At 71.5% G+C, this 24,941-nt stretch carries 21 protein-coding genes and 1 tRNA gene; 14 read left to right on the top strand and 8 right to left on the bottom strand.

Annotation, left to right across the window (positions count from 1 at the left end; genetic code table 11):
• The first annotated feature begins 48 nt into the window (after positions 1-48).
• A complete protein-coding gene (locus H566_RS0107060) occupies positions 49-645 on the top strand; it encodes a TetR/AcrR family transcriptional regulator (RefSeq protein WP_028310888.1) in 597 nt (198 codons plus the stop codon).
• 23 nt (positions 646-668) lie between these two features.
• On the opposite strand, the gene H566_RS23515 is transcribed toward H566_RS0107060, so the two are convergent.
• Positions 669-1,607: a LysR family transcriptional regulator gene (locus H566_RS23515; RefSeq protein WP_051378289.1), complete on the bottom strand. Its 939-nt coding sequence runs from the start codon at positions 1,605-1,607 to the stop codon at positions 669-671.
• Positions 1,608-1,696: 89 nt separating this feature from the next.
• Between H566_RS23515 and H566_RS0107050 the strand changes: the two genes are divergently transcribed.
• Positions 1,697-2,764: a tartrate dehydrogenase gene (locus H566_RS0107050; RefSeq protein WP_028310887.1), complete on the top strand. Its 1,068-nt coding sequence runs from the start codon at positions 1,697-1,699 to the stop codon at positions 2,762-2,764.
• Positions 2,765-2,794: 30 nt separating this feature from the next.
• On the opposite strand, the gene H566_RS23510 is transcribed toward H566_RS0107050, so the two are convergent.
• The 3 genes from H566_RS23510 to H566_RS0107035 all read right to left on the bottom strand — a co-directional run bounded on the left by H566_RS23510 (position 2,795) and on the right by H566_RS0107035 (position 4,884).
• Positions 2,795-3,274, bottom strand: a complete 480-nt coding sequence (locus tag H566_RS23510) for an NUDIX hydrolase (protein WP_034411144.1) — start codon at positions 3,272-3,274, stop codon at positions 2,795-2,797.
• An 82-nt stretch (positions 3,275-3,356) separates the two neighbouring features.
• Positions 3,357-3,432, bottom strand: a tRNA-Asn gene (locus H566_RS0107040).
• 90 nt (positions 3,433-3,522) lie between these two features.
• Positions 3,523-4,884 carry an MFS transporter gene (locus H566_RS0107035; protein ID WP_028310886.1) on the bottom strand — a complete coding sequence of 454 codons (1,362 nt, stop codon included), beginning with the start codon at positions 4,882-4,884 and terminating at the stop codon, positions 3,523-3,525.
• Between the two features lie 268 nt (positions 4,885-5,152).
• Between H566_RS0107035 and H566_RS0107030 the strand changes: the two genes are divergently transcribed.
• Positions 5,153-5,950, top strand: a complete 798-nt coding sequence (locus tag H566_RS0107030) for an IclR family transcriptional regulator domain-containing protein (RefSeq protein ID WP_051378287.1) — start codon at positions 5,153-5,155, stop codon at positions 5,948-5,950.
• A 75-nt stretch (positions 5,951-6,025) separates the two neighbouring features.
• Here the strand turns inward: H566_RS0107030 and H566_RS0107025 are convergent, their stop codons facing one another.
• Entirely contained in the window at positions 6,026-6,913 is an 888-nt protein-coding gene (locus tag H566_RS0107025) for a helix-turn-helix domain-containing protein (RefSeq protein ID WP_028310884.1), read from the bottom strand.
• Between the two features lie 139 nt (positions 6,914-7,052).
• On the opposite strand from H566_RS0107025, the gene pobA reads away from it, so the two are divergent.
• From pobA to H566_RS23500, 7 genes are all read left to right on the top strand, one after another.
• Positions 7,053-8,231: a 4-hydroxybenzoate 3-monooxygenase gene (gene pobA / locus H566_RS0107020; protein ID WP_034410954.1), complete on the top strand. Its 1,179-nt coding sequence runs from the start codon at positions 7,053-7,055 to the stop codon at positions 8,229-8,231.
• A gap of 176 nt (positions 8,232-8,407) precedes the next feature.
• Entirely contained in the window at positions 8,408-9,172 is a 765-nt protein-coding gene (locus H566_RS0107015) for an IclR family transcriptional regulator domain-containing protein (protein ID WP_028310882.1), read from the top strand.
• Positions 9,173-9,293: 121 nt separating this feature from the next.
• Positions 9,294-10,124 carry an IclR family transcriptional regulator gene (locus H566_RS23505; RefSeq protein ID WP_051378286.1) on the top strand — a complete coding sequence of 277 codons (831 nt, stop codon included), beginning with the start codon at positions 9,294-9,296 and terminating at the stop codon, positions 10,122-10,124.
• Positions 10,125-10,246: 122 nt separating this feature from the next.
• Positions 10,247-10,858, top strand: a complete 612-nt coding sequence (locus H566_RS0107000) for an NIPSNAP family protein (protein WP_028310881.1) — start codon at positions 10,247-10,249, stop codon at positions 10,856-10,858.
• Between the two features lie 14 nt (positions 10,859-10,872).
• The gene (locus H566_RS0106995; protein ID WP_028310880.1) at positions 10,873-11,703 is read left to right on the top strand and encodes a sugar phosphate isomerase/epimerase family protein; all 831 of its coding nucleotides are present in this window, start codon (positions 10,873-10,875) and stop codon (positions 11,701-11,703) included.
• Positions 11,704-11,705: 2 nt separating this feature from the next.
• The gene (locus H566_RS0106990) at positions 11,706-12,968 is read left to right on the top strand and encodes an MFS transporter (RefSeq protein ID WP_028310879.1); all 1,263 of its coding nucleotides are present in this window, start codon (positions 11,706-11,708) and stop codon (positions 12,966-12,968) included.
• The gene (locus tag H566_RS23500; protein WP_051378284.1) at positions 12,965-14,725 is read left to right on the top strand and encodes an FAD-dependent oxidoreductase; all 1,761 of its coding nucleotides are present in this window, start codon (positions 12,965-12,967) and stop codon (positions 14,723-14,725) included. The genes H566_RS0106990 and H566_RS23500 overlap by 4 nt, the downstream gene beginning before the upstream one ends.
• 52 nt (positions 14,726-14,777) lie before the next feature.
• Here the strand turns inward: H566_RS23500 and H566_RS0106980 are convergent, their stop codons facing one another.
• Positions 14,778-16,508, bottom strand: coding sequence for a ShlB/FhaC/HecB family hemolysin secretion/activation protein (locus tag H566_RS0106980; RefSeq protein WP_028310878.1), 1,731 nt, complete (start codon positions 16,506-16,508; stop codon positions 14,778-14,780).
• Positions 16,509-17,021: 513 nt separating this feature from the next.
• Here H566_RS0106980 and H566_RS23495 point away from each other — a divergent pair.
• Positions 17,022-17,624: an ABC transporter ATP-binding protein gene (locus tag H566_RS23495; RefSeq protein WP_034410952.1), complete on the top strand. Its 603-nt coding sequence runs from the start codon at positions 17,022-17,024 to the stop codon at positions 17,622-17,624.
• Positions 17,621-18,418 (top strand): ABC transporter permease, encoded by a 798-nt coding sequence (locus H566_RS0106970; RefSeq protein ID WP_028310877.1) that lies wholly within the window; start codon positions 17,621-17,623, stop codon positions 18,416-18,418. The genes H566_RS23495 and H566_RS0106970 overlap by 4 nt, the downstream gene beginning before the upstream one ends.
• Positions 18,419-18,474: 56 nt before the next feature.
• Here H566_RS0106970 and H566_RS0106965 read toward each other — a convergent pair whose 3' ends face one another.
• Positions 18,475-20,328 (bottom strand): FAD-dependent oxidoreductase, encoded by a 1,854-nt coding sequence (locus H566_RS0106965; RefSeq protein WP_084544856.1) that lies wholly within the window; start codon positions 20,326-20,328, stop codon positions 18,475-18,477.
• Complete coding sequence (locus tag H566_RS0106960; protein WP_034410951.1) at positions 20,325-21,131, bottom strand: shikimate dehydrogenase family protein; 807 nt, start codon at positions 21,129-21,131, stop codon at positions 20,325-20,327. The genes H566_RS0106965 and H566_RS0106960 overlap by 4 nt, the downstream gene beginning before the upstream one ends.
• Before the next feature lie 151 nt (positions 21,132-21,282).
• On the opposite strand from H566_RS0106960, the gene H566_RS23490 reads away from it, so the two are divergent.
• Together H566_RS23490 and H566_RS0106950 are read left to right on the top strand one after the other, a co-directional pair.
• Positions 21,283-23,064 carry an FAD-dependent oxidoreductase gene (locus tag H566_RS23490; protein WP_051378282.1) on the top strand — a complete coding sequence of 594 codons (1,782 nt, stop codon included), beginning with the start codon at positions 21,283-21,285 and terminating at the stop codon, positions 23,062-23,064.
• 309 nt (positions 23,065-23,373) lie between these two features.
• Positions 23,374-24,777, top strand: a complete 1,404-nt coding sequence (locus H566_RS0106950; RefSeq protein ID WP_028310874.1) for an MFS transporter — start codon at positions 23,374-23,376, stop codon at positions 24,775-24,777.
• Positions 24,778-24,941: the final 164 nt, after the last annotated feature.

Below are 24,941 nucleotides of genomic sequence, written 5' to 3'. Positions count from 1 at the left end.
CAACCCATCAGAGACAAGCATGAGCCTCACCCCCGCCGGAGACCGCGCATGAGTTCCGCCGACGCCGATACCGACCGCGCCCGGCTGCGCCGCACCCAGATTCTCGACGCCGCCGCCGAATGCTTTCGCCGCAACGGCTTCCACGCCGCGAGCATCGCCGAGATCTCCAAGGCCGCCGGCATGAGCGCCGGCCACATCTACAACTACTTCGAGAACAAGGACGCCATCGTCGCGGCCATCGTCGAGCGCGGCCTCGACGAGTTCCAGGAGGTGTTCGAGCGCTTCGCGAGCGCCGACAACCTGCGCGACACGATGCTGGCCGAGGTCGATCACGCGCTCGAATGCTGCCTCGACCTGAACGAATGCCGCTTGCAACTGGAGCTGTGCGCCGAGGCCGGCCGCAACGAGCACATCGCGACGCTCGTGCGCCGTGCCGACGCGCACATGTTCGACCGCTTCGTCGGGCTGATGCGCTCGGTGCTCGGCCCCGACATGCCGCAGGCCGAGGTGGATGCGCGCGTCGAGGCGATGTTCGCGCTGTTCGACGGCCTGTCGGTGCGCGCGGTGCGGCATCCCGAAGTGGACCGCCAGGCGCTCGCGGGCAGCATGCGGCGGATGCTGGCGGCGCTGTTCGAGCCGGACTGAGGCCGGTCCGGCCGCCGGGCGCGTCAGCCTGGTCCGGCCCCGCGCGCGGCCGGCCCGCACAGGTCGAGTCGCGCGAACTCCGACGCGAGGAAGTCCACGCAGGCGCGCAGCTTGGCGGTATTGCCGAGCCGCGCCGGATACACCGCCCACACGTTCGCTTCCTGCGTCCAGTCGGGCAGCAAGTGCAGCAGTTCCCCCGTGGCGATGAGCGGCGCCACGTCCCACAGCGAGCGCAGCACGATGCCGCGCCCGTCCAGCGCCCAGCCGACCGCGATCTCGCCGTGGTTGGTGGCGAGCGGCCCGTCCACCTTCACGAGCGCATCGTCGCCCGCCGTCGAGCGCAGCCGCCATTCGCGGAACGGCAGGTCGCGCTCGCGGATCGCGATGCAAGCGTGTGCAGCGAGCGCCGCCGGCGTGTCGGGCTGGCCGTGGCGCGCGACATAGCCGGGCGCGGCGCAGAGCACGCGCCGGTTGGCCGCGAGCCGCCGCGCGACGTGATGCGGCGCGATCTCGTCGCCCACGCGCACATCGAGGTCGAAGCCCTCGGCGCCCACATCCACCACGCGATCCACCACCTCCAGCCGCACCGTGAGCTGGGGATGGCGGTCGGTCAGCCGCGCGAGTGCCGGCGCGACGAAATGCCGGCCGAAGCCGAGGCTGGTGCTGATGCGCAGCTCGCCGCGCGGCACGCGGCGCGTGGTGGCGAGGTCGAGCAGCAGGCCGTCGAGATCGGCCAGCATGCGTTCGGCCGATTGCAGCACCCGCTCGCCCTGGCCCGTGAGCGCCACGCTGCGCGGCGTGCGGTTGAACAGCCGCGCGCCGAGCTGCTGCTCCAGCAGGCCGATGCGCTTGCTGACATAGGCGGGCGACACGCCCAGCGCCTGCGCCGCCGCGCTGAAACCCGCGAGCCGCGCGACGGTGACGAACACGCGCAGGTCCTCGTTGCCCGGTGCCTTGTTCACGATTCGTGATTGCTGTGCTGAAGGGACGCGCATTGTCGCGCGCGGCCGCGCCGGCCAGCATGCGGGCTTCACTGCACGAGGAGACAAGTATGAGCCAGCCCTTCCGCATCGCCGTCATCGCCGGCGACGGCATCGGCCGCGAAGTCATGCCCGAAGGCCTGCGCGCGCTCGACGCCGCGGCGGCGCGCTTCGGCATCGCGATCGAGTACGAGCATTTCGAGTGGGCGAGCTGCGACTGGTACCTGGCGCACGGCGAGATGATGCCGGCCGACTGGAAGGACAGGCTCGCGGGCAAGGACGCGATCCTGTTCGGCGCCGTGGGCTGGCCCGCGACCGTGCCCGACCACATCTCGCTCTGGGGCTCGCTGCTGAAGTTCCGCCGCGAGTTCGACCAGTACGTGAACCTGCGGCCGGTGCGGCTGTTCGACGGCGTGCCCTGCCCGCTCGCGGGCCGCAAGGCGGGTGACATCGACTTCTGCGTGGTGCGCGAGAACACCGAGGGCGAATACACGAAGCTCGGCGGGATCATGTTCGAGGGCACCGAGCGCGAGGTCGTGATCCAGGAGAACGTGTTCACGCGCCACGGCGCGGACCGCGTGCTGCGCTACGCCTTCGACCTCGCGCAATCGCGCGCGCGCCGGCATCTGACCGTCGCGACCAAGAGCAACGGCATCGCGATCAGCATGCCGTGGTGGGACGGACGGGCCGACGCGATCGGCGCCGGCTATCCCGAGGTGACCGTCGACAGGCAGCACATCGACATCCTGTGCGCGCGCTTCGTGCTCCAGCCGACGCGCTTCGACGTGGTGGTGGCGAGCAACCTGTTCGGCGACATCCTGAGCGACCTCGGGCCGGCCTGCACCGGCACCATCGGCCTCGCGCCGTCGGCAAACCTGAATCCGGAACGCCGGTTTCCGTCGCTGTTCGAGCCGGTGCACGGCTCGGCGCCCGACATCTACGGCCGAAACATCGCCAATCCGGTCGCGATGATCTGGTCGGGCGCGCTGATGCTCGACTTCCTCGGCCGGCGCGACGCGCACGACGCCATCGTCGGCGCGATCGAGCGGGTGCTCGCGGATGGGCCGCGCACGCCTGATCTGGGCGGCGACGCGAGCACGACGGAGATGGGGATGGCGATCGCGGCGGCGATCGGCTGAGGCCGGTTCGCGCGGCCGAGCCGCGCGCGCTCAGCCCGCGCGCTCGACCACGTGCAGCACGCCCTCGCCCGCGATCACCTCGCGGCCACGCCGCAGGAACATCGGGAACAGGTTCAACCCATCGAGCGCATCGAGATCGAACCAGGCGAACTCCAGCGGCTTGCCGGCCTCGATGCCCGCGAACGGCGCCGACTGCGCCGCGAGCCGCGAGTCATCGCCGATCGGCGCCAGAAAGTGCATCGCAAGTTCGTGATATGGCCCGTCGGCCTCGGTCGGGAAGAAGCCTTCGACCACATGCGCGAGCCGCATCGCGCCGACGGTCTCGCCCAGCTCTTCGCGCAGCTCGCGGCGCAGGGCGGTCTCGGCGTCCTCGCCGGCCTCGACGCGCCCGCCGGGCAGGGTCCAGAAATCGTCACCGCGCAGGCGGTGCAGTAGCAGCCGGTCGCGGTTGACGAGCAGCGCGGCGGCGCGCAGCTGGAAGGTCAGGCCATCGGTGGCGAAACGGATCATCGGCATCCCGGCGAGCAGCAAACGGCGGACAAAGCAAAAAGCCCCGTGGCTTGCGACCACGGGGCTTTTCGATGCTGTTCCTTGGCTCCCCGACCTGGGCTCGAACCAGGGACCTACGGATTAACAGTCCGGCGCTCTACCGACTGAGCTATCGGGGAACAGCGAGGGCGCGTTTATAGCCCGATTCCGGCCGATCACCAAGCGTTTGGCGCCAGTGTCGGTCGAATGCCACGCCGTTCACGACCGGCTCAATGCCCCGCGACACCCGCCGGAATGCCCCGGCCGGCATCCGGATGGCGCATCTGCTTGATGAGCAGCGCCACCATCGCGATCGCGCCTGGCACGGCCAGCACCGTGAAGGTCGCCGGCAGGCTCAGTTGCGCGGCCTGGGCCTCGGCCACGAGGAAGGAACCCGCGATGCCGCCGAAGCGGCCGATGCCGAGCATCCAGGCCACGCCGGTCGCGCGCCCGGCCGTCGGGTAGAAGGCCGCCGCGAGCGAACCCATCGACGATTGCGCCGTGTTCATGAGCGCGCCCGCGCCGAACACCACCACCACGAGCAGGCCGACACTGCCCATGCCCACCGCCTGGCCGATCGCCCACACCGCCACCGCCGTCAGCGCGAAGCAGGCGGCGATCACGCGGTTGGGATTGAAGCGGTCCATCAGCCAGCCGGTGAGGATCGCGCCCACGCCGCCGAGCGGAAACAGCGCCGAGATGAGCGTCGCGTCCTTCGGCGCGATGCCGGCGTCCTTGAACAGGATCGGCATCCAGTTGATGAGCGCATAGAAGATGACGAGGCCCATGAAGTAGGTCAGCCAGAGCATCGCCGAGCCGATGCGGTAGGCCGGCGACAGCACCAGCGCGATGCCGGCCTTGCCGTCGGTGGCCGGCGCCTTCTCGCTCAGGATGAAGGCGCTTGCATTGCCGGCCTCGTCGGAGATCTTGCGCAGCACCGTGCGGATGCGCTCCGCCACCACGCCGCGCGCGACCATGTGGCGCACCGACTCCGGCAGCAGGAAGACCATCAGCGCCACCAGCACCAGCGGCGCGATGCCGCCGAGCACCAGCACGCTGCGCCAGCCCCAGATCGGGATCATCCAGGCCGCGAGAAAGCCGCCGCAGGCCGCGCCGAGCGGAAAGCCGCAGAACATCGCGTTGGTGAGCGTGGCGCGACGCTGTTCCGGGCAGTACTCGCTCATGAGCGTGACCGCGTTGGGCATCGCGGCGCCGAGGCCGAGGCCGGTCAGGAAGCGCGCGATCGACAGTTGCGTGAGGTCGCCGGCAAACGACGAGCCGAGGCAGGCGATGCCGAACACCAGCACCGAGCCGACCAGCACCAGCTTGCGACCGAGCCGGTCGGCGAGCGGCCCGGCCGACAGCGCCCCGCCGGCGAGACCGAACAGCGCCGCGCTCAGCACCGGCGCGAGCTGGGGCTTGGACACGCCCCATTCCTTCACGAGCGAGGGCGCGATGTAGCCGATGGCGGCGGTATCGAAGCCGTCGAGCAGCACGACGAGGAAGCAGAGCGCGAACACGCCCCACTGGAAGGTGGAAAACCGATGCCGGTTCAGGAAGGCCTGGACATCGAGCCGGACGGGAGCATTCATGGATGGGGTCTCGCTGGTGATCTTCGGTCGTCGCGGTCTGGCGCCGCGTGGGGCGTTTGTCGCATCCACTGCCCTGAAAGCGCTTGCCGATTTCGGACACGGCATGGGCGGAATCGAACTTCAAGGGTTTTCCCTGTTCGATTGCTGGCCGTGCTGTTCGCTCATCGAACGTTTGCCGGCGCAAGATTGGCAGCGCCGCGTTTCGCACCTCCCCCGCTCCGCCATGCCGCTGTCCGACGCCCCCGTTCCTGCCGCCCGACCCGTCGCCATGCTCGACCGCAGCGCGGCCGATGCCGCCGCCCATGCCGGCGATCCCGATTTCATGACCTCGCTCGCGCGCGGCCTGGCGGTGCTCATGGCCTTCGACGACCAGCAGCGCGCCGTCACCTGCGCCCAGCTCAGCCATCGCACCGGCCTGTCGCGCGCGGCGGTGCGGCGCTGCCTGCACACGCTGGTGCTGCTCGGCTTCGCGAGCTGTGAGGACGGCAAGCATTACCGGCTCACGCCCAAGGTGCTCGCGCTCGGCCATGCCTACCTGAGTTCGTCGCCGCTGGTGGCGCTGGCGCCCGGCGTGCTGGAGCGGCTCGCGGCGCGTACCGGCGAGTCCGCGTCGGTCGCCACGCTCGAAGGACGCGAGATCGCCTACGTGGCGCGCTCGCACGGCAGCGACCGCATCATGTCGATCAACCTCAACGTGGGCAGCCGGCTGCCTGCCTATTGCACCTCGCTCGGCCGCGTGCTGCTCGCGGCGCTCCCGCCCGAGAAGCTCGATGCCTATCTGGCCGAAGCGCAGCCACTGCGCCGCACCGCGCGCACGATCGCGACCGTGACCGAGCTGCGCGACGCGATCCGGCTCGCGGGCGAGCAGGGCTATGCGGTCAACGACCAGGAGCTCGAAGTCGGGCTGCGCTCGATCGCCGTGCCGGTGCGCGACCGGCGCGGCCGTGTCGTGGCGGCGATGAACGTGGGCACGCTCAGCTCGCGCCGTTCGATCGCCGAGATGGAAGGCCGGCTGCTGCCCGTGCTGCGCGAGGCGGCCGAGGAACTGGGGCGGATGCTGGCCTGAGGCCGGCTGCCGCCCTGCGCGACCGAGCCTCGGCCGGCGCGCGGCGGGACCGCCGCCCTCGCCCGCCCTCGCCCCTCAGCGCGCCGCCGCACGCAGCCGCGCCCGCGCCTGCCGGCGGAACTCGCCGGGCGTCTGCCCGCAGGCGCCGACGAAGAAGCGCGTGAAATAGCCAGCATCGGCAAAGCCGAGCGTGAGCGCGATGTGCTTGATGCCGAGCGTCGTGTAGATGAGGTCGCGCTGGGCCTCGACCACGGTGCGCGCGCGGATGCAGTCGAGCGCCGGCCGGCCGGCCTTCTGCTTGCAGATGCGGTTGAGGTGGGTCGGCGTGATGCCGAGTTCCGCCGCGTACTCGTTCACGCCCAGCCGCTCGCGGTAACGCCTGTCGAGCAGTTCGGTGAAGCGGCGGTAGTGGCGATCGGCATGGTCGCCGGCGTCGGTGGTGTCGGCGGCGGGCGCGTCGTCATCGCAGAGCCGGGCGCCAAGCAGCAGCACGAGCGGCAGCAGCGCGGCGATCGCCGCGCCGCGCCAGCCGCCGTTGCCCTCCATCTCGGCAACCAGCCCTTCGAGCGCATTGCGCAGCCCCACCGAATCGCCCACCTCCAGCCGACGCGCCCGCGCATGGCGCGCCGCCACCTCGGGCACGGCAGCCAGCAGGCTCTGCACATAACGCTCGTCGAGCGTGACCACCACGCCGTCCACGTCGCGCGAGAACACGAAGCCATGCACCACGCGCGCCGGCACCGTCAGCAGCGTGCCGGCCGGCAGCGCGAGCATCTCGCCGTCCACCGTCGCCTCGGCCCGACCGCGCCGCACGTACAGCAGCTGCAGGAAATGCTCATGCCGGTGCGGCTTGATCTCCCAGTCGTGCAACTGGCTGCGCGAGGCGATCGACTCGCAATGAAAGGGCTCGTCGAGGCGTTCGCCGTCGCCCTTGTAGAGCGCATAGATGGGGATGGAATTCATCTTCAAGCCTGCCGTGGCCGAGGGTTCGGGGAATACCCTCGATGTTCGATTATCACAATTCATCGTTCGCCCCGTCCATTGGCGTGCCGGAGCCGCAGGCCCAGGCTTCGCGTCCATCAACCACATCACGGAGGCGCGCATGAACCACACCACCCAGGTCGCCATCGTCGGCGCCGGCCCCTCTGGCCTGCTGCTCGGCGAACTGCTGAGCCAGGCCGGCATCGACAACATCGTCGTCGAGCAGCGCAGCCCCGACTACGTGCTCGGCCGCATCCGCGCCGGCGTGCTCGAAACCGTCTGCGTCGAGGCGCTGGAGCAGGCCGGCTGCGCCGAACGGCTGCACCGCGAGGGCCTGATCCACCACGGCGTCGAACTCGCCTTCGGCGGCCAGCGCCATCGCGTCAACTTCGAGGAGCTGATCGGCAAGCATGTGGTCGTGTACGGTCAGACCGAGGTCACGCGCGACCTCATGGACGCGCGCAAGGCCGCCGGCCGCAGCACTTTCTACGAGGCCGACAACGCGAGCATCCACGACATCGACGGCGACAATCCCAAGGTTCGATTCGTGAAGGACGGCGAGACGCACGAGATCAGCGCCCGCTTCGTCGCCGGCTGCGACGGCTTCCACGGCGTGAGCCGCAGGACGGTGGCCGAGCGCGTCCGCACCTTCGAGCGCGTCTATCCCTTCGGCTGGCTCGGCATCCTGGCCGACGTGCCGCCCGTGACCGACGAACTCATCTACGCGAACAGCGAACGCGGCTTCGCGCTCAGCAGCATGCGCAGCAAGACGCGCGTGCGCTGCTACATCCAGTGCTCGCTCGACGACAAGGTGGAAGACTGGAGCGACGACCGCTTCTGGGACGAGTACCTGCGCCGCCTGCCCGAGGAGGCCGCCGCCACCACCACGACCGGCCCGTCGATCGAGAAGAGCATCGCGCCGCTGCGCAGCTTCGTGACCGAGCCGATGCGCTTCGGCAGCCTCTTCCTCGCCGGCGACGCGGCCCACATCGTCCCGCCCACGGGCGCCAAGGGCCTCAACCTCGCGGCGAGCGACGTGCTCTACCTCGCGCGCGGCATCACCGAATTCTTCCGCGCCAACAGCAGCGAGGGCATCGACGCCTATTCGCAGCGCGCGCTCTCGCGCATCTGGAAGGCCGAGCGCTTCAGCTGGTGGATGACCTCGCTGCTGCACCGCTTTCCCGATCAGGGCGACTTCGACCGCGCGATCCAGCGCGCCGAACTCGACTACCTCGTCGGCTCGACCGCCGCGAAAACCGCGCTGGCGGAGAACTACGTCGGACTGCCGATGCTCGCGTGAGGCTTGCGGCCGTGCGGCCGGTGCCATGACCGGCCGCCGCTCGGCGGGCAAGCCCGCTCAAACCCCTAGACCGCGCGAACATCGCGCAAACGCGTGCGATCATTGGAACATGTCGGCCGGCGCCTGAACGCGCCCGGCCGGCGGCACTTCCGCCGCCGATGCTTCGACCGATCGCCATGACCAACGAACTCAACAAGCGCGACTGGATCGCCGGCCTCGAATACGGCCTCGCGGTCATCACCGCCTTCGACCACGCCAATCCGCGCCTCACCGCCACCCAGGCGGCCGAGCGCGCCGGCCTCACGCGCACCGCCGCGCGCCGCTATTTGCTCACGCTCGTCCACCTCGGCTATGCCGCGAGCGACGGCAAGCTGTTCTGGCTCACGCCGCGCGTGCTGCGACTGGGCTGGAGCTATCTCGAATCGGCGCGGTTGCCGCGCACCGTCCATCCCTATCTGCAACGCATCACCAGCCTCGTCGGCGAGGCCGCGTACTGCGCGGTGCTTGACGGCGACGAGGTCGTGTACATCGCGCGCAACGGCGCCAACCGTGTGCAGAACGTGGGCTTCGTGCTCGGGGCGCGGGTGCCGGCGTCGGTGTCGTCGGCCGGCATCGCGATGCTCGCCACCCAGCCGCCCGAACAGTTCGAGGGCTGGCTCGCGCGCCAGACCTTTCACCCCTTCACCCCGTTCACGATGATCGACCGCACCAGCGTGCGGCAGGCCGTGGACCGCGCCCGCATGCTCGGCTACGCCCTCCTCGAACAGCAGATGGAGCAGAACGTGCGCGGCATCGCGGTGCCGCTGCGCAACCGCGTCGGCGAGGTGATCGGCGCCCTCAGCGTGAGCCTCGTCATGAACAAGGAAAGCACCGAGCAGACCGTCGAGCGCGTGCTGCCGATCCTGCTCGAAGCCGCGCATTCGCTGATGCCGGCGATCTGACGACGCCGGTCGCCGGCATCGCCACGCCCACGCCGGCCGCGCGAACTTCGCGCAAGGCTTGCGTCAAATCTGGAACTGCGTTCCTATATCGAACTGAATCAGTCGATACGGGAGCCTTCCCATGAGTCAGACCCAGATCGGCCGCGCCTTCGCGGTCGTGGAGCTGCTGTCGGCGCAGAACGCGGGCCTGCCCTTGCAGGAGATCGCGGACACGCTCGGCATCCCCAAGAGCGCGACGCACCGCCTGCTCGCCGAACTGGCCGAGCTTGGCTATGTGCGCCAGGACGCGGCCAGCCTGCGCTACTACCTGAGCGCGCGCCTCGTCACGCTCGCCTTCACGCTGCTCGCGGCCACCGGCGTGGTCGATACCGCCCAGCCCATCCTCGACCGGCTTGCCGCGCACACCGGCGAACTGGTGCGCCTCGGCGTCAGCGATGGCGACCGCCTCGTGTGGGTCGCGAAGTCGCAGGGCGCGCGCAGCGGCCTGCGCTACGACCCCGACATGGGCCGCGAGGCGCCGCTCAGTTCCACCTCGTCGGGCCATGCCTGGCTGTCCTGCCTCAGCGACGAGGACGCGCTCGCGCTCGTGTCGCGCCAGGGCTTCCAGCGCGGCGACGACCTCGGTCCCAACGCGCCGCGCACCGTCGATGCCCTGCTCGACAAGCTGCGCGAGGCGCGCCGCCTCGGCTATTCGATCGCGCATGACGCCTCCCAGCTCGGCCTCGCGGCCGTGTCGGTGCCGGTGCGCCATCCCAATTCGGGCGCCGTGCTCGGCACGCTGAGCGTGGCCGGCCCGAGCAGCCGGCTGGAGGTGGAGCGCATGCACCGCATCGCGCCGGAGGTCATCACCGCCGCGAAGGAAATCGGCCTCGCGAGCCTGACTTCCAACTACTTCCAGCAGCTCGACGCCAGGCTGCCGCCCGCGCCCGTCCCGACCCTGCTGCGCGCCTGACCCGCCGACACCCGGCCGCAAGGCCCGCCGGTGCTTCCGCCTCGCGGACGCGCCGAGGGTCGGCTCGCGCCCGCGAAACCTGCATCGACACCCTTCACCCCCTCCGCCAGAAGCCGCATCCCATGAGCATCTACGACCTCACCACCCTCACCGTCCGCGTCGCCACGCAAGGCAAGGCGCTGCCCGCGATCCAGGAACATCTGCCCGCCCTCGGCGGCGAACTGCTCGGCGTGTGGAACGCCGACATCGGCGCGCTGAACGAAATCCTCATCTTCCGGCGCTTCGACGATGCCAACGCCCTCATGGCGGCGCGCGCGAAGCTGCTCGCCGCGCCCAATCCGCTCGGCTGCGCCGAATGGCTCGAAAAGCTCGACACCGGCAGCTACGCCCGCTTCCCCTGGCTGCCCGAGGTCGAGACCGGCGCGCGCGGCCCGGTGTACGAACTGCGCACCTACGGCATCAAGTACGGCGCGCTCGGCCTGACGATCGACGCCTGGGAAAAGGCCATGCCGGCGCGCGGCGCGCTGTCGCCGCTCGTGGGCGCCTTCTACGCCCTCGACGGCGAATCGCCGCGCTTCCTCAACATCTGGCCGTATGCGAGCGTGGACGAGCGCAGCCGCATCCGCGCCGAGGCCGTGGCCACCGGCGTCTGGCCGCCCGTGGGTGGTCCGGCCAACCTCACGCACATGAAGAGCACGATCGGCATCCCGGCCGCGTTCTCGCCGCTGCGCTGAAAGGAGCACTTGCCATGCAGATTCCGCTCTCCCTCGCCGCGCTCACGGTGCTCGAACTCGACCCGGCGGCGATGATCCGCTGCGCCGCCGACGCGGGCTATCCCTTCATCGGCCTGCGCCTCGTGCCCGCCACGCCGACCGAACCGCACTGGGACACCGTGGGCAACACCCCCACCGTGCGCGACATGAAGCGCGCCCTCGCCGAGACCGGCGTCCAATGCGGCGACATCGAGATCCTCCGGCTCAAGCCCGACACGAAGGTGGCCGACTTCGAGCCGATCTTCGCCACCGCAGCCGAACTCGGCGCGCGCTTCGCGCTCATCGCCGGCAACGATCCCGACGAATCCCGCCTCACCGCCAACCTCGCCGCCACTTGCGAACTCGCGCGCGGCTACGGCATCCGCCCCCACCTCGAACCGATGCCCTGGACCGACTGCAAGGACTTCGTGCAGGGCCTGCGCATCGTCGAGGCCACCGGCATGCCCGAGGCCGGCCTGCTCATCGACCCGATCCACTTCGACCGCGCCGGCAACACCGCCGACCAGATCGCCCTCGCCTCGCCCGCGCGCTTCGGCTACGTGCAGTTCTGCGACGCGCCCGCGAAGCGCCCCGACACGGTCGAGGAGCTGCTGTTCCAGGCCCGCGCCGAACGCCTGCCGCCCGGCGAAGGCGGCCTCGACCTCGTCGGCATCCTGCGCGCGGTGGGCGAGGCGCCGGGCGCGCTCAGCGTCGAGATTCCGCAGACCGAACTCGCGAAGACGGTCGGCGCGCTCGAGCGCGCGAAGCGCCTGCGCGCGGCGGCCGAACGCATGCTCGCCGGCATCGACCTGAAGGCGGCGGCCTGACCATGACCGCGCCGGCGGCACCCCTCGCCGCGCCGCTGTCGGAACGCGCGCGGCTGGCGGAGATCCTGCGCATCGTCGCGCTCAACTTCGTCAGCTATCTGTGCGTGGGGCTGCCGCTCGCGGTCGTGGCGGTGTTCGTGCATGACCGCCTCGGCCTCGGCACCGTGATGGCCGGCGTCGCGGTCAGCGCGCAATACCTCGCGACCACGCTCTCGCGCCCCGGCGCCGGGCGGCGCTGCGACAGCCGGGGGGCGCGCGGCACGATGCTGCGCGGCCTCGCGGCCCATGTCGGCGGCGGCCTGCTGCTGGTCGCGGCGGCACTTGCGGTCGAGGCCGCCGACGCCGCCGAACTCGCGGCCGGCGGCGCCGCCGTCGTGCTGCCCTTCGGGCTGCTGGTCGCCAGCCGGCTGCTGCTCGGCCTCGGCGAGAGCTGGGCCGCCACCGCGGCGCTGAGTTGGGGCATCGCCAACACCGGCGGCCGGCACATGGCCCAGGTCATTTCCTGGAACGGCATCGCCACCTATGGCGCGCTGTCCTTCGGCGCGCCGATCGGGCTGGCCGTCTTCCACGCGGGCGGCTTTCTCGCGATGGGGCTCGCGGTCATCGCCTGCGCGGCCGGCGGCTGGCTGTTCGCCTGGTCGCGGCCCGAGGCGCCGATCGTCCACGGCCGGCGCATGCCGCTCGGCCGCGTGTTCCGCGCGGTCTTGCCGCACGGCGCCGCGCTCTGCCTCGCGACGCTCGGCTTCGGCTGCATCGCGAGCTTCATCGGCCTGCATTACGCGAGCCGGGGCTGGGCTCATCCGGCCGGCGCGCTCACCGCCTACGGCCTCGCCTTCATCGCCGCGCGCCTGCTGTTCGCGGACGCGATCGGGCGCGCCGGCGGCTACCGGGTCGCGCTGTGCTCGCTCGTGGCCGAGGCCGCCGGCCTCGCGCTGCTCGGCTTCGCGCCGACGATGGTCTGGGCGCTCGCGGGCGCGGCGCTGACGGGCTTCGGCTTCTCGCTCGTGTTTCCGGCGCTCGGCGTCGAGGCCGTCGGCCGCGTCGATGCCGCCAGCCGGGGCGCGGCGCTCGGCGCCTTCGCCGTGTTTCTCGATGGCGGGCTGGCGCTCGCCGGGCCGGTCGCGGGCCTGCTCGCGCGCGACGCAGGCTATGCGGCCGTCTTCCTCGCCGCCGGCGGCGCGACGGCGCTGGCCTTCGTCATCGCCCTCGCGCTGGCGCGCCGGCGCGCTTCCTCCCTTTCGCACAACCCCGATTCCCCCCCATGAAGACGCACACCTCCAGCACGCTCGACTGCGATCTGCTCGTCGTCGGCTCCGGCGCGGCCGGCCTGTCGGCCGCCGTCACCGCCGCCTTCCACGGCCTCAGGGTCATCGTCGTCGAGAAGGCGCCGGTGCTCGGCGGCGCGACCGCCTGGTCGGGCGGCTGGATGTGGGTGCCGGGCAATCCGCTCGCCAGGCGCGCCGGCATCCACGAAAGCCCCGAGCAGCCGCGCACCTATCTGCGCAACGAACTCGGGCCGCGCTACGACCCCGAGCGCATCGACGCCTTCCTTGACAACGCCGGTCCGATGGTCGAGTTCTTCGAGCGGCACACCGAACTTAAGTTCGTCGATGGCAACGGCATTCCCGACGTGCACGGCCGCACGCCCGGCGCGGCCGAGGGCGGCCACCAGGTCATCGCCGCGCCCTACGACGCGCGCGAGATCGGCCCGCTGCTGCAAAGGCTTGCACCCACGATGCGCGAGACCTCCTTCCTCGGCATGCCGATCATGGCCGGCGCCGACCTCGGCGCCTTCCTGTCGATGACGCGCTCGTTCAAGTCCTTCCGTTACGTCGTCGGCCGCTTCCTGCGCCATCTGCGCGACCTCGCCCTGCACGGCCGCGCGATGCATCTCGTCAACGGCGTGGCGCTGGTCGGCCGGCTCGCGAAGTCGGCCGAGAAGCTCGGCGTGCGCTTCATCGAATCCGCGCCCGCGAAGCGCCTCGTGTTCGACGGTGCGGCGGTGCGCGGCGCGGTCGTGGCCACGCCCGACGGCGAGATCACCATCCGCGCCCGGCGTGGCGTGGTACTCGCGGCAGGCGGCTTTCCCAACGACATCGCGCGGCGCAAGGCGCTGTTCCCGCGCACGCCCACGGGCCGCGAGCATCTCGCGCTGCCGCCCGCAAGCTGCTCGGGCGACGGCATCACGCTCGGCCAGTCGGCCGGCGGCGTGTTCGCCACCGACCTCGCCTCGCCCGCCGCCTGGGCGCCGGTGTCGCTGGCGCGGCATCCGGACGGCAGTACTGGCCACTTCCCGCACATCATCGACCGCGCCAAGCCGGGCGTGATCGGCGTGCTCGCCAACGGTCGACGCTTCTGCAACGAGGCCGACGGCTATTACGACTATGTCGCGGCGATGGTCGCGAAGGCGCCCGGCGACGAGGTCGCGTCCTGGCTCATCTGCGACCACCGCACCCAGCGCCGCTACGGCCTCGGCCATTCGCGGCCCTTCCCGATCCCGGTGCTGCCGCAGGTCCTGAGCGGCTACCTCGTGCGCGCCAGTTCGATCGAGGAACTCGCGCGCCGCTGCGGCATCGACGCGCAAGCGCTTGCAGCCACGGTGCGCCGCTTCAACGCCAACGCGCGCCACGGCGACGACCCCGACTTCGGCCGGGGCACGACGGCCTACAACCGCAAGATGGGCGACGCGCTGCATGACGGCCCCAACCCCTGCGTCGCGCCGATCGAGCGCGGGCCGTTCTATGCGGTGAAGGTGGTGCCGGGCTGCTTCGGCACCTTCGCCGGGCTGAAAACCAATGGCTCGGCCCAGGTCATCGGCGAGGACGGCGCGGCCATCGACGGCCTCTGGGCCGCCGGCACCGACATGGCCAGCGTGATGGGCGGCTGGTATCCGTCGGGCGGCATCAATCTCGGACCGGCGATGACCTTCGGCTGGATCGCGGGGCGAGTCGCGGCGGGCGCGCCGGTCGCGGCGACGCACCCGGCCGCGCGGCAGCCGGCGCCGGAGCGCGCGTCGGCCTGAGCGAGCGCCGCATGCCGGCACCGGAATGCCGGAGCCGTGCCCGCCCCCTCACTCAGAACGTCGCGCCGACCGCCAGCAGCAGCCGCGTGCGTGCCTGATCGTTGCCGGTCTCGACCTCGGCACCGACCGCGCGCGCGAACTGGAAGCGCACCGCAAGCGCCTGCACCCTCGCCGCCCAGCCGATGCCGACATCGGCCAGCCGCGTGCCGTTGGGCGCGGCCGACCAGTCGCCGCGCTGGCGCCAGACCCGGCCCATGTCGGCGAACAGCGAGACGGTCTGCGCGACCGGCCCGACCGCCGGCAGCGCCGACACCAGCTCGCCGCCGAGCAGCCAGCCGTTGTCGGCGCTGACCCATTCGCGATAGGCCTTGACCGCGTTCGGCCCCGATACCGCGAACTGCTCGCTCGAATCGAGGTTCTTGTCGCGCAGCGCCTTCTGGCCGCTCGCGTTCAGGCCGAGCGTGAAACCGGCGCCGAGATCGAGGTTGCCGCTGCCGCCGAGGTTGAGCCGGCCGTAATGGCCGCCGGTATCGGCGCCGACGCGGTTGGCCGCGGCCTGGGCCGCGTCCTTGAACGCGAGATGGCCGTCGGTGAAGCCGGCATTGAGCGCGGTATAGGTCTGGCGGCCGGCCAGGCTGCCCCAGGCTTCGTAGCGCAGGCCGAGCGTCACCGCCTTGGCCTGACGCGGATTGATGGTGTCGGCCAGGCCGACCTCGTCGCGCATCTGGCGCGCGCTGCCGGCAACGCTCAGCCACAGGCTGCGGTCGCGTCCGCGCAGCAGCGGATAGCCGAACTGGAGGTCGACGCCCTGCGAACGGCCGGCGGCGTCCAGATCGGCGTAGTCGCGGCCGAGTTCATAGGTGATCTTGGTGAGCGCGACATCGGCGCGCAGCCCGTCGCCCGTGAGCGGCAGCCCGTAGGCGAGGCGGCCGTTGCGCAGGCCCTTGTCCTGCGTGCCCATGACCGTCAGGCCGAGCCGGTCGCCGAGGCCGAGCGGCGACGCGATGTCGGCGCCCGCGCTCAGGCGGCGCTCGCCGGTGAAGCGCGAACCGTGGTTGTCGCCGAGGATGAAGCCGCTCAGCCGGGGCGTCGCGCCCACCTCGACGTCGAGATCGGAGGTGCCCGCGTCCTGCCCCGGGCTGACGATGAAGCGCGGCAGCGTCGCGCCCGACAGCTCCGACACCTGGAGCATCGCGCGCTCCAGCGCCGGCCGGGTGATGGCCGGCGCCGCCACGAGCGGCGCGAGCACGCGTTCGATCATGCTGTCGCGCACCGGCGAGTCATTGCGCAGCCTGAGCTTGTCGAAGCGCCCGACGATCACCTGCAGCCTCAGCACGCCGCCGCTGGCGTCCTGGCGCGGCACCCAGGCCCGCGCCACCGGATAGCCGGCGGCGCGGTAGCGCGCGGTGATGCGCGCCGCCGCCTCGTCGATGTCGGCCATCGTGAGCGGACGGCCGAGATAGGGCTCGAGCTCCTTTTGCAAGGACGCGGCGTCGAGGAAGTCGGCGCCTTCGAGGCGGATCTCGCGCAGCGTGAGCGTGGCGCCGGACGGCAGGCTCAGCGGCGTCTGGCCGGTTTCATCGATGGTCGCGGCCGGCGGCCGTTCGGGCGCCCGGCGCGGCGCGGGCGGCTGGCTCTCGCGGATCGCGTCGCCGATGCCGGGCAGGCCGGCGGGCGGCGCGGCGGGCGCGGTCTGGGCCTGGGCGCCGCAGGCGGACAGCGCGATGCAGGCGGGAAGCAGGCGGCGGACGAAGCCGGCGGAACGGGGAACTGGCAGTTGCATGTGGGCTCTCGGAGGAAGCCGGCACGCTTGGCCGCCGCCCTTCGGCCGCGAACGGCCCGGGGCTTCCCGCGGGAGCGCGACGCGACGCGCACGGACCGTGGCCCGATCACGTCATGTCGCCTGAAACATCTCGATGGCGGCGAAAGCACTGCCGCCATCGTCCTGCTTGCTTCTTGTTTTCCCGCATCCGGAGGACAGGCGCCCAGCGTGTGGCGATATATGTCTGGAAATTGCGATGTTCGCAGCCCGGAGCAACCTGCGTACCACCATCGGAGCATGCGGAAATCGCCGATCCCAGCCACGACCATGTTCGTTATGTATCAAACGTGACAACGGCTTCGTGGGCTTGCCGACACCGGCGCGACGCCGGGCGCCACCCGCGACGCCGGCGACCCGCCGTGACGAACTACCGGGGCGCACAGCCACCTGGTCCGCGGCCGGCGGCATGGCTGCGCGGCGCGCCCGGCGGCTAGCATCGCGCCTCCTTCCCTCGCCCGCCGCGCCACCACTCCGATGCTCGAACTCCGCGGCCTCGCCCGCCTGAATGTCGGTCCGATCGACCTCGTCGTCGGCGCCGGCGAATGCCTCGCCATCACCGGGCCGTCGGGCGCCGGCAAGTCGCTGCTGCTGCGCATGGTGGCCGACCTCGATCCTCACGACGGCGACTGCCTGCTCGACGGCCGCTCCTGCGCCGGCATGCCCGCCACCGCCTGGCGCGCGCAGGTGCGCTACCTGCCGGCCGAGTCGGGCTGGTGGCGCGAGACGGTGGCCGAGCATTTCCCGTCCGGCACCGACTTCGCGGCGGGACTGCCCGCGCTGGGCCTGCCGGCCGAGGCCGCGCGCTGGCCCGTCGCCCGCCTGTCCACCGGCGAGCGCCAGCGGCTTGCGCTGCTGCGCGCGATCGGCCCCGGCGTGCGCGTGCTGCTGCTCGACGAACCCACCTCGGGCCTCGACGCGGGCAACGTGGCGGCCGTCGAATCGCTGCTCGCGGCGCAGTGCGCGGCCGGCGTCGCGCTGCTGCTGGTCACGCATGACGAGGCGCAGGCGGCCCGGCTCGCCACTCGGCGCCTGCGGCTGGCCGGCGGACGGCTCGCGACGACGGAGGGCGCGGCATGAACCCGATCACGACCGGCACCGGCGCGCTCGCCTTCGCGGCCGGCATGCTGCTGGCCGACGCGCTGCTGTCGGCGGCGCTCGATCTCGGCATCGGCCGCGCGCTGCTCGTGGGTGGTCTGCGTTGCGGCGTGCAGCTGCTGCTCGTCGGGCTGGTGCTGACGATGGTGTTCGGGTCGTCGTCGCCGTGGCTCGCGGGCGGCGTGCTGCTCGTGATGTGTCTTGCCGCCGCGCGCGAGATCGATGCCCGCCAGCGCCGGCGCTTCGCCGGGCCGGGCGGGCGGGCGATCGGCGGCGCGATGGCGGTGCTGGCCACGCTGATCACGGTGGTGCCGGCGCTCGCCACGCTCGACGCGACGCCGTGGTACTCGCCCCAGATGCTCATCCCGCTCGCAGGCATCGCGCTCGGCACGGTGATGAACGGCGTCGGCCTCGCGCTCGACAGTTTCACCACGCTGGTCACGCGCGAGCGCGCCGCGATCGAGGCGCGGCTGGCGCTCGGCGCCGGACGCTTCGCGGCGCTGCGCGACGCGCGCCGCGAGGTCATGCGCACCGGCGTCATCCACATCGTCAACCAGATGTCGGCCGCCGGAATCATCACGCTGCCGGGGATGATGACCGGCCAGATCCTCGCCGGGCAGCCGCCGGTGGAGGCTGCGAAGGCGCAGATCTTCGTGCTGCTGCTGCTCGCGGCCGCCACCGGGCTGGGCGTGCTCGGCGTGGTGACGCTGGCCGTGCATCGCGTCACCGACGCGCGCGACCGGCTGCGGCTCGATCGGCTGGTGAAGGTGAAGTAGCGCGCCGCCCCGGCAGGCCGGCGGCGCCGGCGGCCGGCCCGGCGCCTGGCTCGGCGTCAGCCCAGCGCCTCGCTCGGCTCGCGCGCGACGGCGCGGCCGCCCTTCGACCGTGCGACCGCATCGCGCGCCGCGAGCCAGCCGAACACCATCCCCGGCCCGATCGTGATGCCCGGCGCCGGATACACGCCGCCCATGACCGACTGCTGGTCGTTGCCGACCGCGTACAGCCCGCCGATCGGCCGCTCGCCCGCGCCGAGCACGCGCGCATTGGCGTCGGTCACGAAACCGGTCGCCGCGCCGATGTCGCCCGGGTAGAGCCGCACCGCATAGAACGGCCCCTGCCCGATCGGCCCGAGGCAGCAGTTGGCCAGCTCGGTGCGCGTCGCGTCGCCGTTGGCGCGCTGGTAGTCGGTGGTACCGCGCGCAAACAGTGGATCGACGCCGCTCGCGGCCGCCTCGTTCATCTGCGCGATCGTGGCTTCGAGCGTGCGCGCGTCGATACCCAGTTTTTGCGCCAGCTCTGCAAGCGTTTGCGCCTCGATCAGATAGCCCTCGGCGATGAAGGGCGCGAAGCCCTTGCCGCCCGGCCGCACCATGCCCATGCCGTAGCGCGCGATGCCGGCGCTGTCGGTCACGAGCCAGGCCGGAATCGCGGGCGAGGTCTTGTTCGCCTCCTGCATCGCGATGCCGAACAGGTGGTAGGACGTGTTTTCGTTGACGAAGCGCCGGCCGCGCTGGTCCACCGTGACGAAGCCCGGCTTGCCCCGGTCGAGCAGAAAGTGCGGAAAGGCCGCCGTGCTGCCGTCGGCGCGCTTTCGTAACGACACCGGCGCCCAGAAGCAGTCGCTCAAGCCGCCCGTGCCGTAGCGCGCGCCGGCCGCGAGCGCGAGGTCGTGCGCCTCGCCGGTATGGCCGGGCGCGCCGGGGCACCATTCCTGCGCGATGCCGGGCAGACGCTCGGCGCGCTTCTTCGGATGGCGGTTGAAGCCGCCGCTCGCGAGCACGACGCCGCCGGTCACGCGCAGGCTGCGCGTCACGCCGCCGGCGCTCAGGACCACGCCGGTCACACTGCCGACCGTCACACCGCCCTCGTTGCATGCGCTTGCAGCCTCATCGACGATCAGCCGCTCCAGCCGCGTGCTCACGCAGAACTGCACACCCCGTTCCAGCAGCGAATAAAGCTGGCGCGCGATCAGCGCATTGCCCATCACGAGCCGCGTGCCGCGCGCATGACCGAGCCGGTCCTTGGCGTGGCGCGCGATGATGCCGAGCGAGTACCTGAAGGCGTTCCAGTCCTTCGTGAGCTTGAGCAGGTTCGCGATGTCGTCGCGGTCCACCATCATTCCGCCGAGCACGGTGAACTCCGGGATCGGCGGACGGATGAGGCTGAACCAGTCGCCGAGCAGCCGGCCGTCGAAGGGCTTGGGCTCGATAGCGCGGCCGCGCAGCGTGCTGCCTTCCAGCTCCGACAGGTAGTCGGGGTGGAAGGGCCGCGCGCGGTACTTCACCTGGCTCTGGCGCTCGATGTAGTCGACCGCCGCCGCGCCGTTGCGCACGAAGGCCGAGCGCAGCGCCGCCGGGCTGCGCTCGCCCACGGCTCGCGCCAGAAAGCCCTCGGCCTTCTCGACGCTGTCCTGGGTGCCGACATCGGCGCAATGCGAGTTGACCGGAATCCAGGTGGTCGCGGCCGACAGCGCCGTCGTGCCGCCGAGGTATTCGGTGCGCTCGACCACGAGCACGCGCGCGCCCTCGATCGCGGCCGTGAGCGCGGCGCTCAGGCCCGCGCCGCCGGCGCCGATGACGACCACGTCATAGCTCGCGTCGGCCGGAATGTCGGCCAGCGAGGCCTTGACCGGCGCGGTGATGCGCTTCAGCAGCGCGTCGGTCGGGGCAATCTTGGGATCGCTCATTTCGCCACCTCGCCGCCGAGCAGGAAGTCGACCATCAGGTCGCGCACGCGGCCGAACATCTCGGTGCCGAGCGAAGTCCTGCAAGCCTTTGCACGCGCCGCCGCGATCATCGGCGTCACGAGCGGCACGGTGATCACGTCGCCGACGAACATCTCCGGCGTGAACAGCTCGGTGCGCACCGGCAGCTGATCGCCCTCGCGCATGCCCATCGGCGTCGCGTTGATGACGATGTCGAAGCCCGTCGGATCGTCCGAGCCGGCCACCACCTCGCCCCGGCCCAGCGCCGCGAGCCGCGCGATGAGCGAGCCGCGCCGCGCGGCGTCCTCGTCGTGGATGGCGAGCAGGCTCGCGTCGCCCATCAGCTGCGCATGCGCGATGGCCGAGCCCGCGCCACCGGCGCCCACGAGCAGCACGCGCCTGCCCTCGGGCTGGCAGCCGGCGTCGGCCATCGCCTCGGTGAAGCCGAGGCCGTCGACCATGTCGCCGTGCCAGGTTCCATCGGCGTTGCGGCGCATCACGTTGGTGGCGCCGAGAAAGCGCGCGCGTTCGCTCAGCGTCGCGCACAGGCCGGTGGCCGCGAACTTGTGCGGCACGGTCACGATCACGCCATCGACGTTCCTGGCCAGCCCGGTCGCGCGCAGGCAGGCGTCGAAGTCGGCGGGCGCCACATGCCAGGGCACGCAGACGGCGTCGTGGCCGCGCTGCTGGAGCGCATCGGTCACGCCGGCCGGCGATTTCACCTGGGCGATCGGGTCGCCGACGATCAGGTACAGGCGCGTCGCGCCGCTCAGGGGGTGCTGCATGTCAATGGCCTCCTCGGTCCTTGCGTGGATTCGATGGGCGACATGCTAGCCTTGTTTTGGAACTTGGTTCCACTTCTGATTTTGTTTCTTGCTATTCGAGGCTGCCGGATTCCTGCTGGCGACCGCCCTCACCATCCTCCCGGAGTTGCCGATGCACGCCAGTCCCGCCCCCCAATCCTGTGACCTGCTCGTCGTCGGCTCGGGCGCCGGCGGACTCGCGGCGGCCGCCACGGCGGCGGTGCTCGGACTCAAGGTGATCGTGGTCGAGAAGGAGGCGAAGTTCGGCGGCACGTCGGCCTGGTCGGGCGGCTGGATGTGGGTACCGCGCAACCCGCTCGCGCGCGAGGCCGGCATCGCCGAGGACGGCGGCGCGGTGCTCGACTATCTGCGCCACGAACTCGGCCCGCATTTCGACGAGCCGCTGCTGCGCGCCTATCTGGAGCACGCGCCCGCGATGGTCGAGTTCTTCCGCAGTCGCACCGCGCTGCAATTCATCGACGGCAACCGGCTGCCGGATTTCCACGGCCGCTCGCCCGGCGCGGGCAGCGGCGGCCGCTCGGTCTGCGCCGCGCCCTTCGACGGCCGCGCCCTCGGGGAGCGCATCCACGACCTGCGCCCGCCGCTGGAAGAAACCACGCTCTGGGGCATGGGCATCGCGTCGGGCGCCGACCTGAAGCACTTCTTCGACGCGCAGAAATCGCCCGCCTCGCTGCGTCATGTGATCGGCCGCGTGCTGCGCCACTGGCGCGACCGCCTGCTGCACGGTCGCGGGATGCATCTGGTCAACGGCAACGCCCTCGTCGCCCGGCTCGCCAAGACGGCCTTCGACCACGGCGCGCAACTGCTGCTGTCGAGCCGCGTGACAGCGCTTGCACGCGACGGCGAGCGCGTGACCGGCGCGCAGATCGACACACCCGTCGGCCCGCTCCGCATCGAGGCGCGGCGCGGCGTCGTGCTCGCCTGCGGCGGCTTTCCGCATGACCGCGAGCGGCTGCGCGCGCTCATCCCATCCGCGCCGACCGGCGCCGAGCACTGGTCGGCCGCGCCGCGCTCCAACACCGGCGACGGCATCCGCATGGCGGAACGAATATGCGCGAAGATCGCGCAAGACCTCGCCGAGCCGATGGCCTGGGCGCCCGTCTCGCTCGTGCCGCGCGCCGACGGCAGCAGCGGCCACTTTCCGCACCTGATCGAGCGCACCAAGCCCGGCCTCATCGCGGTCAACGCCGCCGGCCGCCGTTTCGTGAACGAGGCCGACTCCTACTACGACTTCATCCTCGCGCTGCGCGCCTCGCTGCCGGCCGGCGCGCCGGTCGAAGCGTGGCTCGTCTGCGACCACGCCTTCCTGCGCCGCTGGGGCCTGGGCGCGGTCAAGCCGGCGCCGATGCCGATCGGCCGCTTCCTGCGCAACGGCTATCTGAAGCGCGGCCGCACGCCCGAGCAACTCGCGGCCGCCTGCGGCTTCGACGCCAACGGCTTCGCCGCCACGCTCGCCGCCTACAACCTGCCCGCCGCCGAGGGCCGCGACCCGGCCTTCCATCGCGGCGAGACGCCCTACAACCGCATCGGCGGCGACGCCATCCACACGCCCAATCCCTGCGTGCGGCCGATCGGCCCCGGGCCCTACTACGCGGTGAAGGTGGTCGCGGGCAGCCTCGGCAGCTTTGCCGGCGTCGCCACCGACGCGCACGCACGCGCGCTCGACGCCGCCGGCGCGCCCATGGCCGGGCTCTGGGTCTGCGGCAACGATGCCGCCAGCCTCATGGGCGGCCGCTACCCGACCGGCGGCATCACGCTCGGGCCCGCACTCACGCGCGGCTGGCTTGCCGCCCACGATGCGGCCGGCGTTTCCGCGCCCGTGTTCGCGCTGCCCGCCCAGGCCGACGCGTCATCCGGCGGCCGCAGGCCCGCCCACCTCGCCACTCCGGGCTGACGTCAGCTTCCCGCTCCGCGCGAGGCGGGGTTGCATCCGTGCCGAAACCGGCATGACGGGCGCACCTTTGACGCGCTAGGGGCCGACCCGCGATCCGCACAATCATCGAACGTGAGCGCGCGAATATCGCGCAAGCGTGATTGTGCGAGCCGGGGCGGCTGCCTAGCCTTCGCTCGTGCCGGAAAACGCCGGCGCCACGGCGCACGCAATTCCTCCCGCGCGGGCCGGCCTCACCAACAAGAACCCGATCGACCCGTCCGCAGGTCTGGCGAATCGGCTCACGCATACATCGGTATCGGAGACCCACTCATGGCAAGCAAGCAACACCCGCCCCACGGCGGCCAGGCGAAGAAGGCGACGGCGAGCGGCTGGATCGGCTCGGCGCTCGAGTACTACGACTTCTTCATCTACGCGACGGCAGCCTCGCTGATCTTCCCGCAGATCTTCTTCCCCTCGGCCGACCCGACGGTCGCGATCATCGCCTCGCTTGCCACCTACGGCGTGGGCTACGTGGCCCGTCCGATCGGCGCCTTCGTGCTCGGCCACTGGGGCGACACCCACGGCCGCAAGAAGGTGCTGATCCTGTGCATGTTCCTGATGGGCATCTCGACCATGGCCGTCGGCCTGCTGCCGACCTACCAGCAGGTCGGCTGGCTCGCGCCGGCGCTGCTCGTGCTGCTGCGCCTGATCCAGGGCTTCGCCGTGGCGGGGGAAATCTCCGGCGCCAGCTCGATGATTCTTGAGCACGCGCCCTTCGGCCGTCGCGGCTTCTTTTCGAGCTTCACGCTCCAGGGCGTGCAGGCCGGCCAGATTCTCGCCGCCGCCGTGTTCCTGCCGATCGCGCGCTTCATGGACCCGGCCGACTTCAACGTCTGGGGCTGGCGCATTCCCTTCCTGCTCAGCTTCTTCGTGATCGTCGCGGGCTACATCATCCGCAAGGAAGTGGACGAGACCCCGGCCTTCGCCAGCGAAGGCAGGAAGGGCGACGTGCCCAAGGCGCCGGTGCTCGAAGCCATCCGGCACCACTGGCCCGACATGCTGCGCGTGATCGCGATGTCGCTCATGAACGTGATCCCGGTCGTCACCTCGATCTTCGGCGCCGCCTACGCGGTGCAGCCCGGCTACGGCATCGGCTTCCACAAGGACGTGTACCTGTGGATTCCCGTGCTCGGCAACATCGTCGCGGTGCTCGTGATCCCCTTCGTCGGCAACCTGTCGGACAAGATCGGACGTCGCCCCTGCATGATCGTCGGCTCGCTCGGCGCCGGCCTGATGTCCTACGGCTACCTCTACGCGATCAGCATCCACAGCGAGGCGCTCGCCATCGTCATGTCGCTGCTGATGTGGGGCATGGTCTACCAGGGCTACAACGCGGTGTTCCCGAGCTTCTACCCCGAGCTGTTCCCGACCCGCACCCGCGTCTCGGCGATGGCCATCTCGCAGAACATCGGCACCGCGCTCACCGCGATGCTGCCGGCGATCTTCGCGACGATCTCGCCCCCGGGCTCGACCGACATCCCGGTCACGATCGGCTCGCTCGCGCTGTTCATCACCGCGATCGCCGCCTTCGCCTGCTGGACCGCCCGCGAGACCTTCCGCGTCCCGATGCACGAGCTGGGCAACCCCAAGGCCACGCCGGTCGCCGAGAGCGAATACAACGCCAGCCGCGAACAGGCCGTGATGGCCGCCCGCATGGCCAAGCGCGGCGCCTGATTTCTCCGCGATGCCGCCAGCCCGCATTCGTGGGCGGGCAGCGGCAGAAAAAAGCCCGACCGATGATTCGGTCGGGCTTTTTTTTGGCCCGTGCGGCGTCAGGAAAGGCTGAGTCCGGCCCCGGCGGTGTCGCGCGCGGCCGCGCCGCGATGGCGCGGCCGCGC

Source organism: Derxia gummosa DSM 723, from assembly GCF_000482785.1.
Classification (GTDB): Bacteria; Pseudomonadota; Gammaproteobacteria; order Burkholderiales; family Burkholderiaceae_E; genus Derxia; species Derxia gummosa.
The sequence above is the reverse complement of the archived record's forward strand: the minus strand, read 5'-3'. Positions and strand labels throughout refer to the sequence as shown.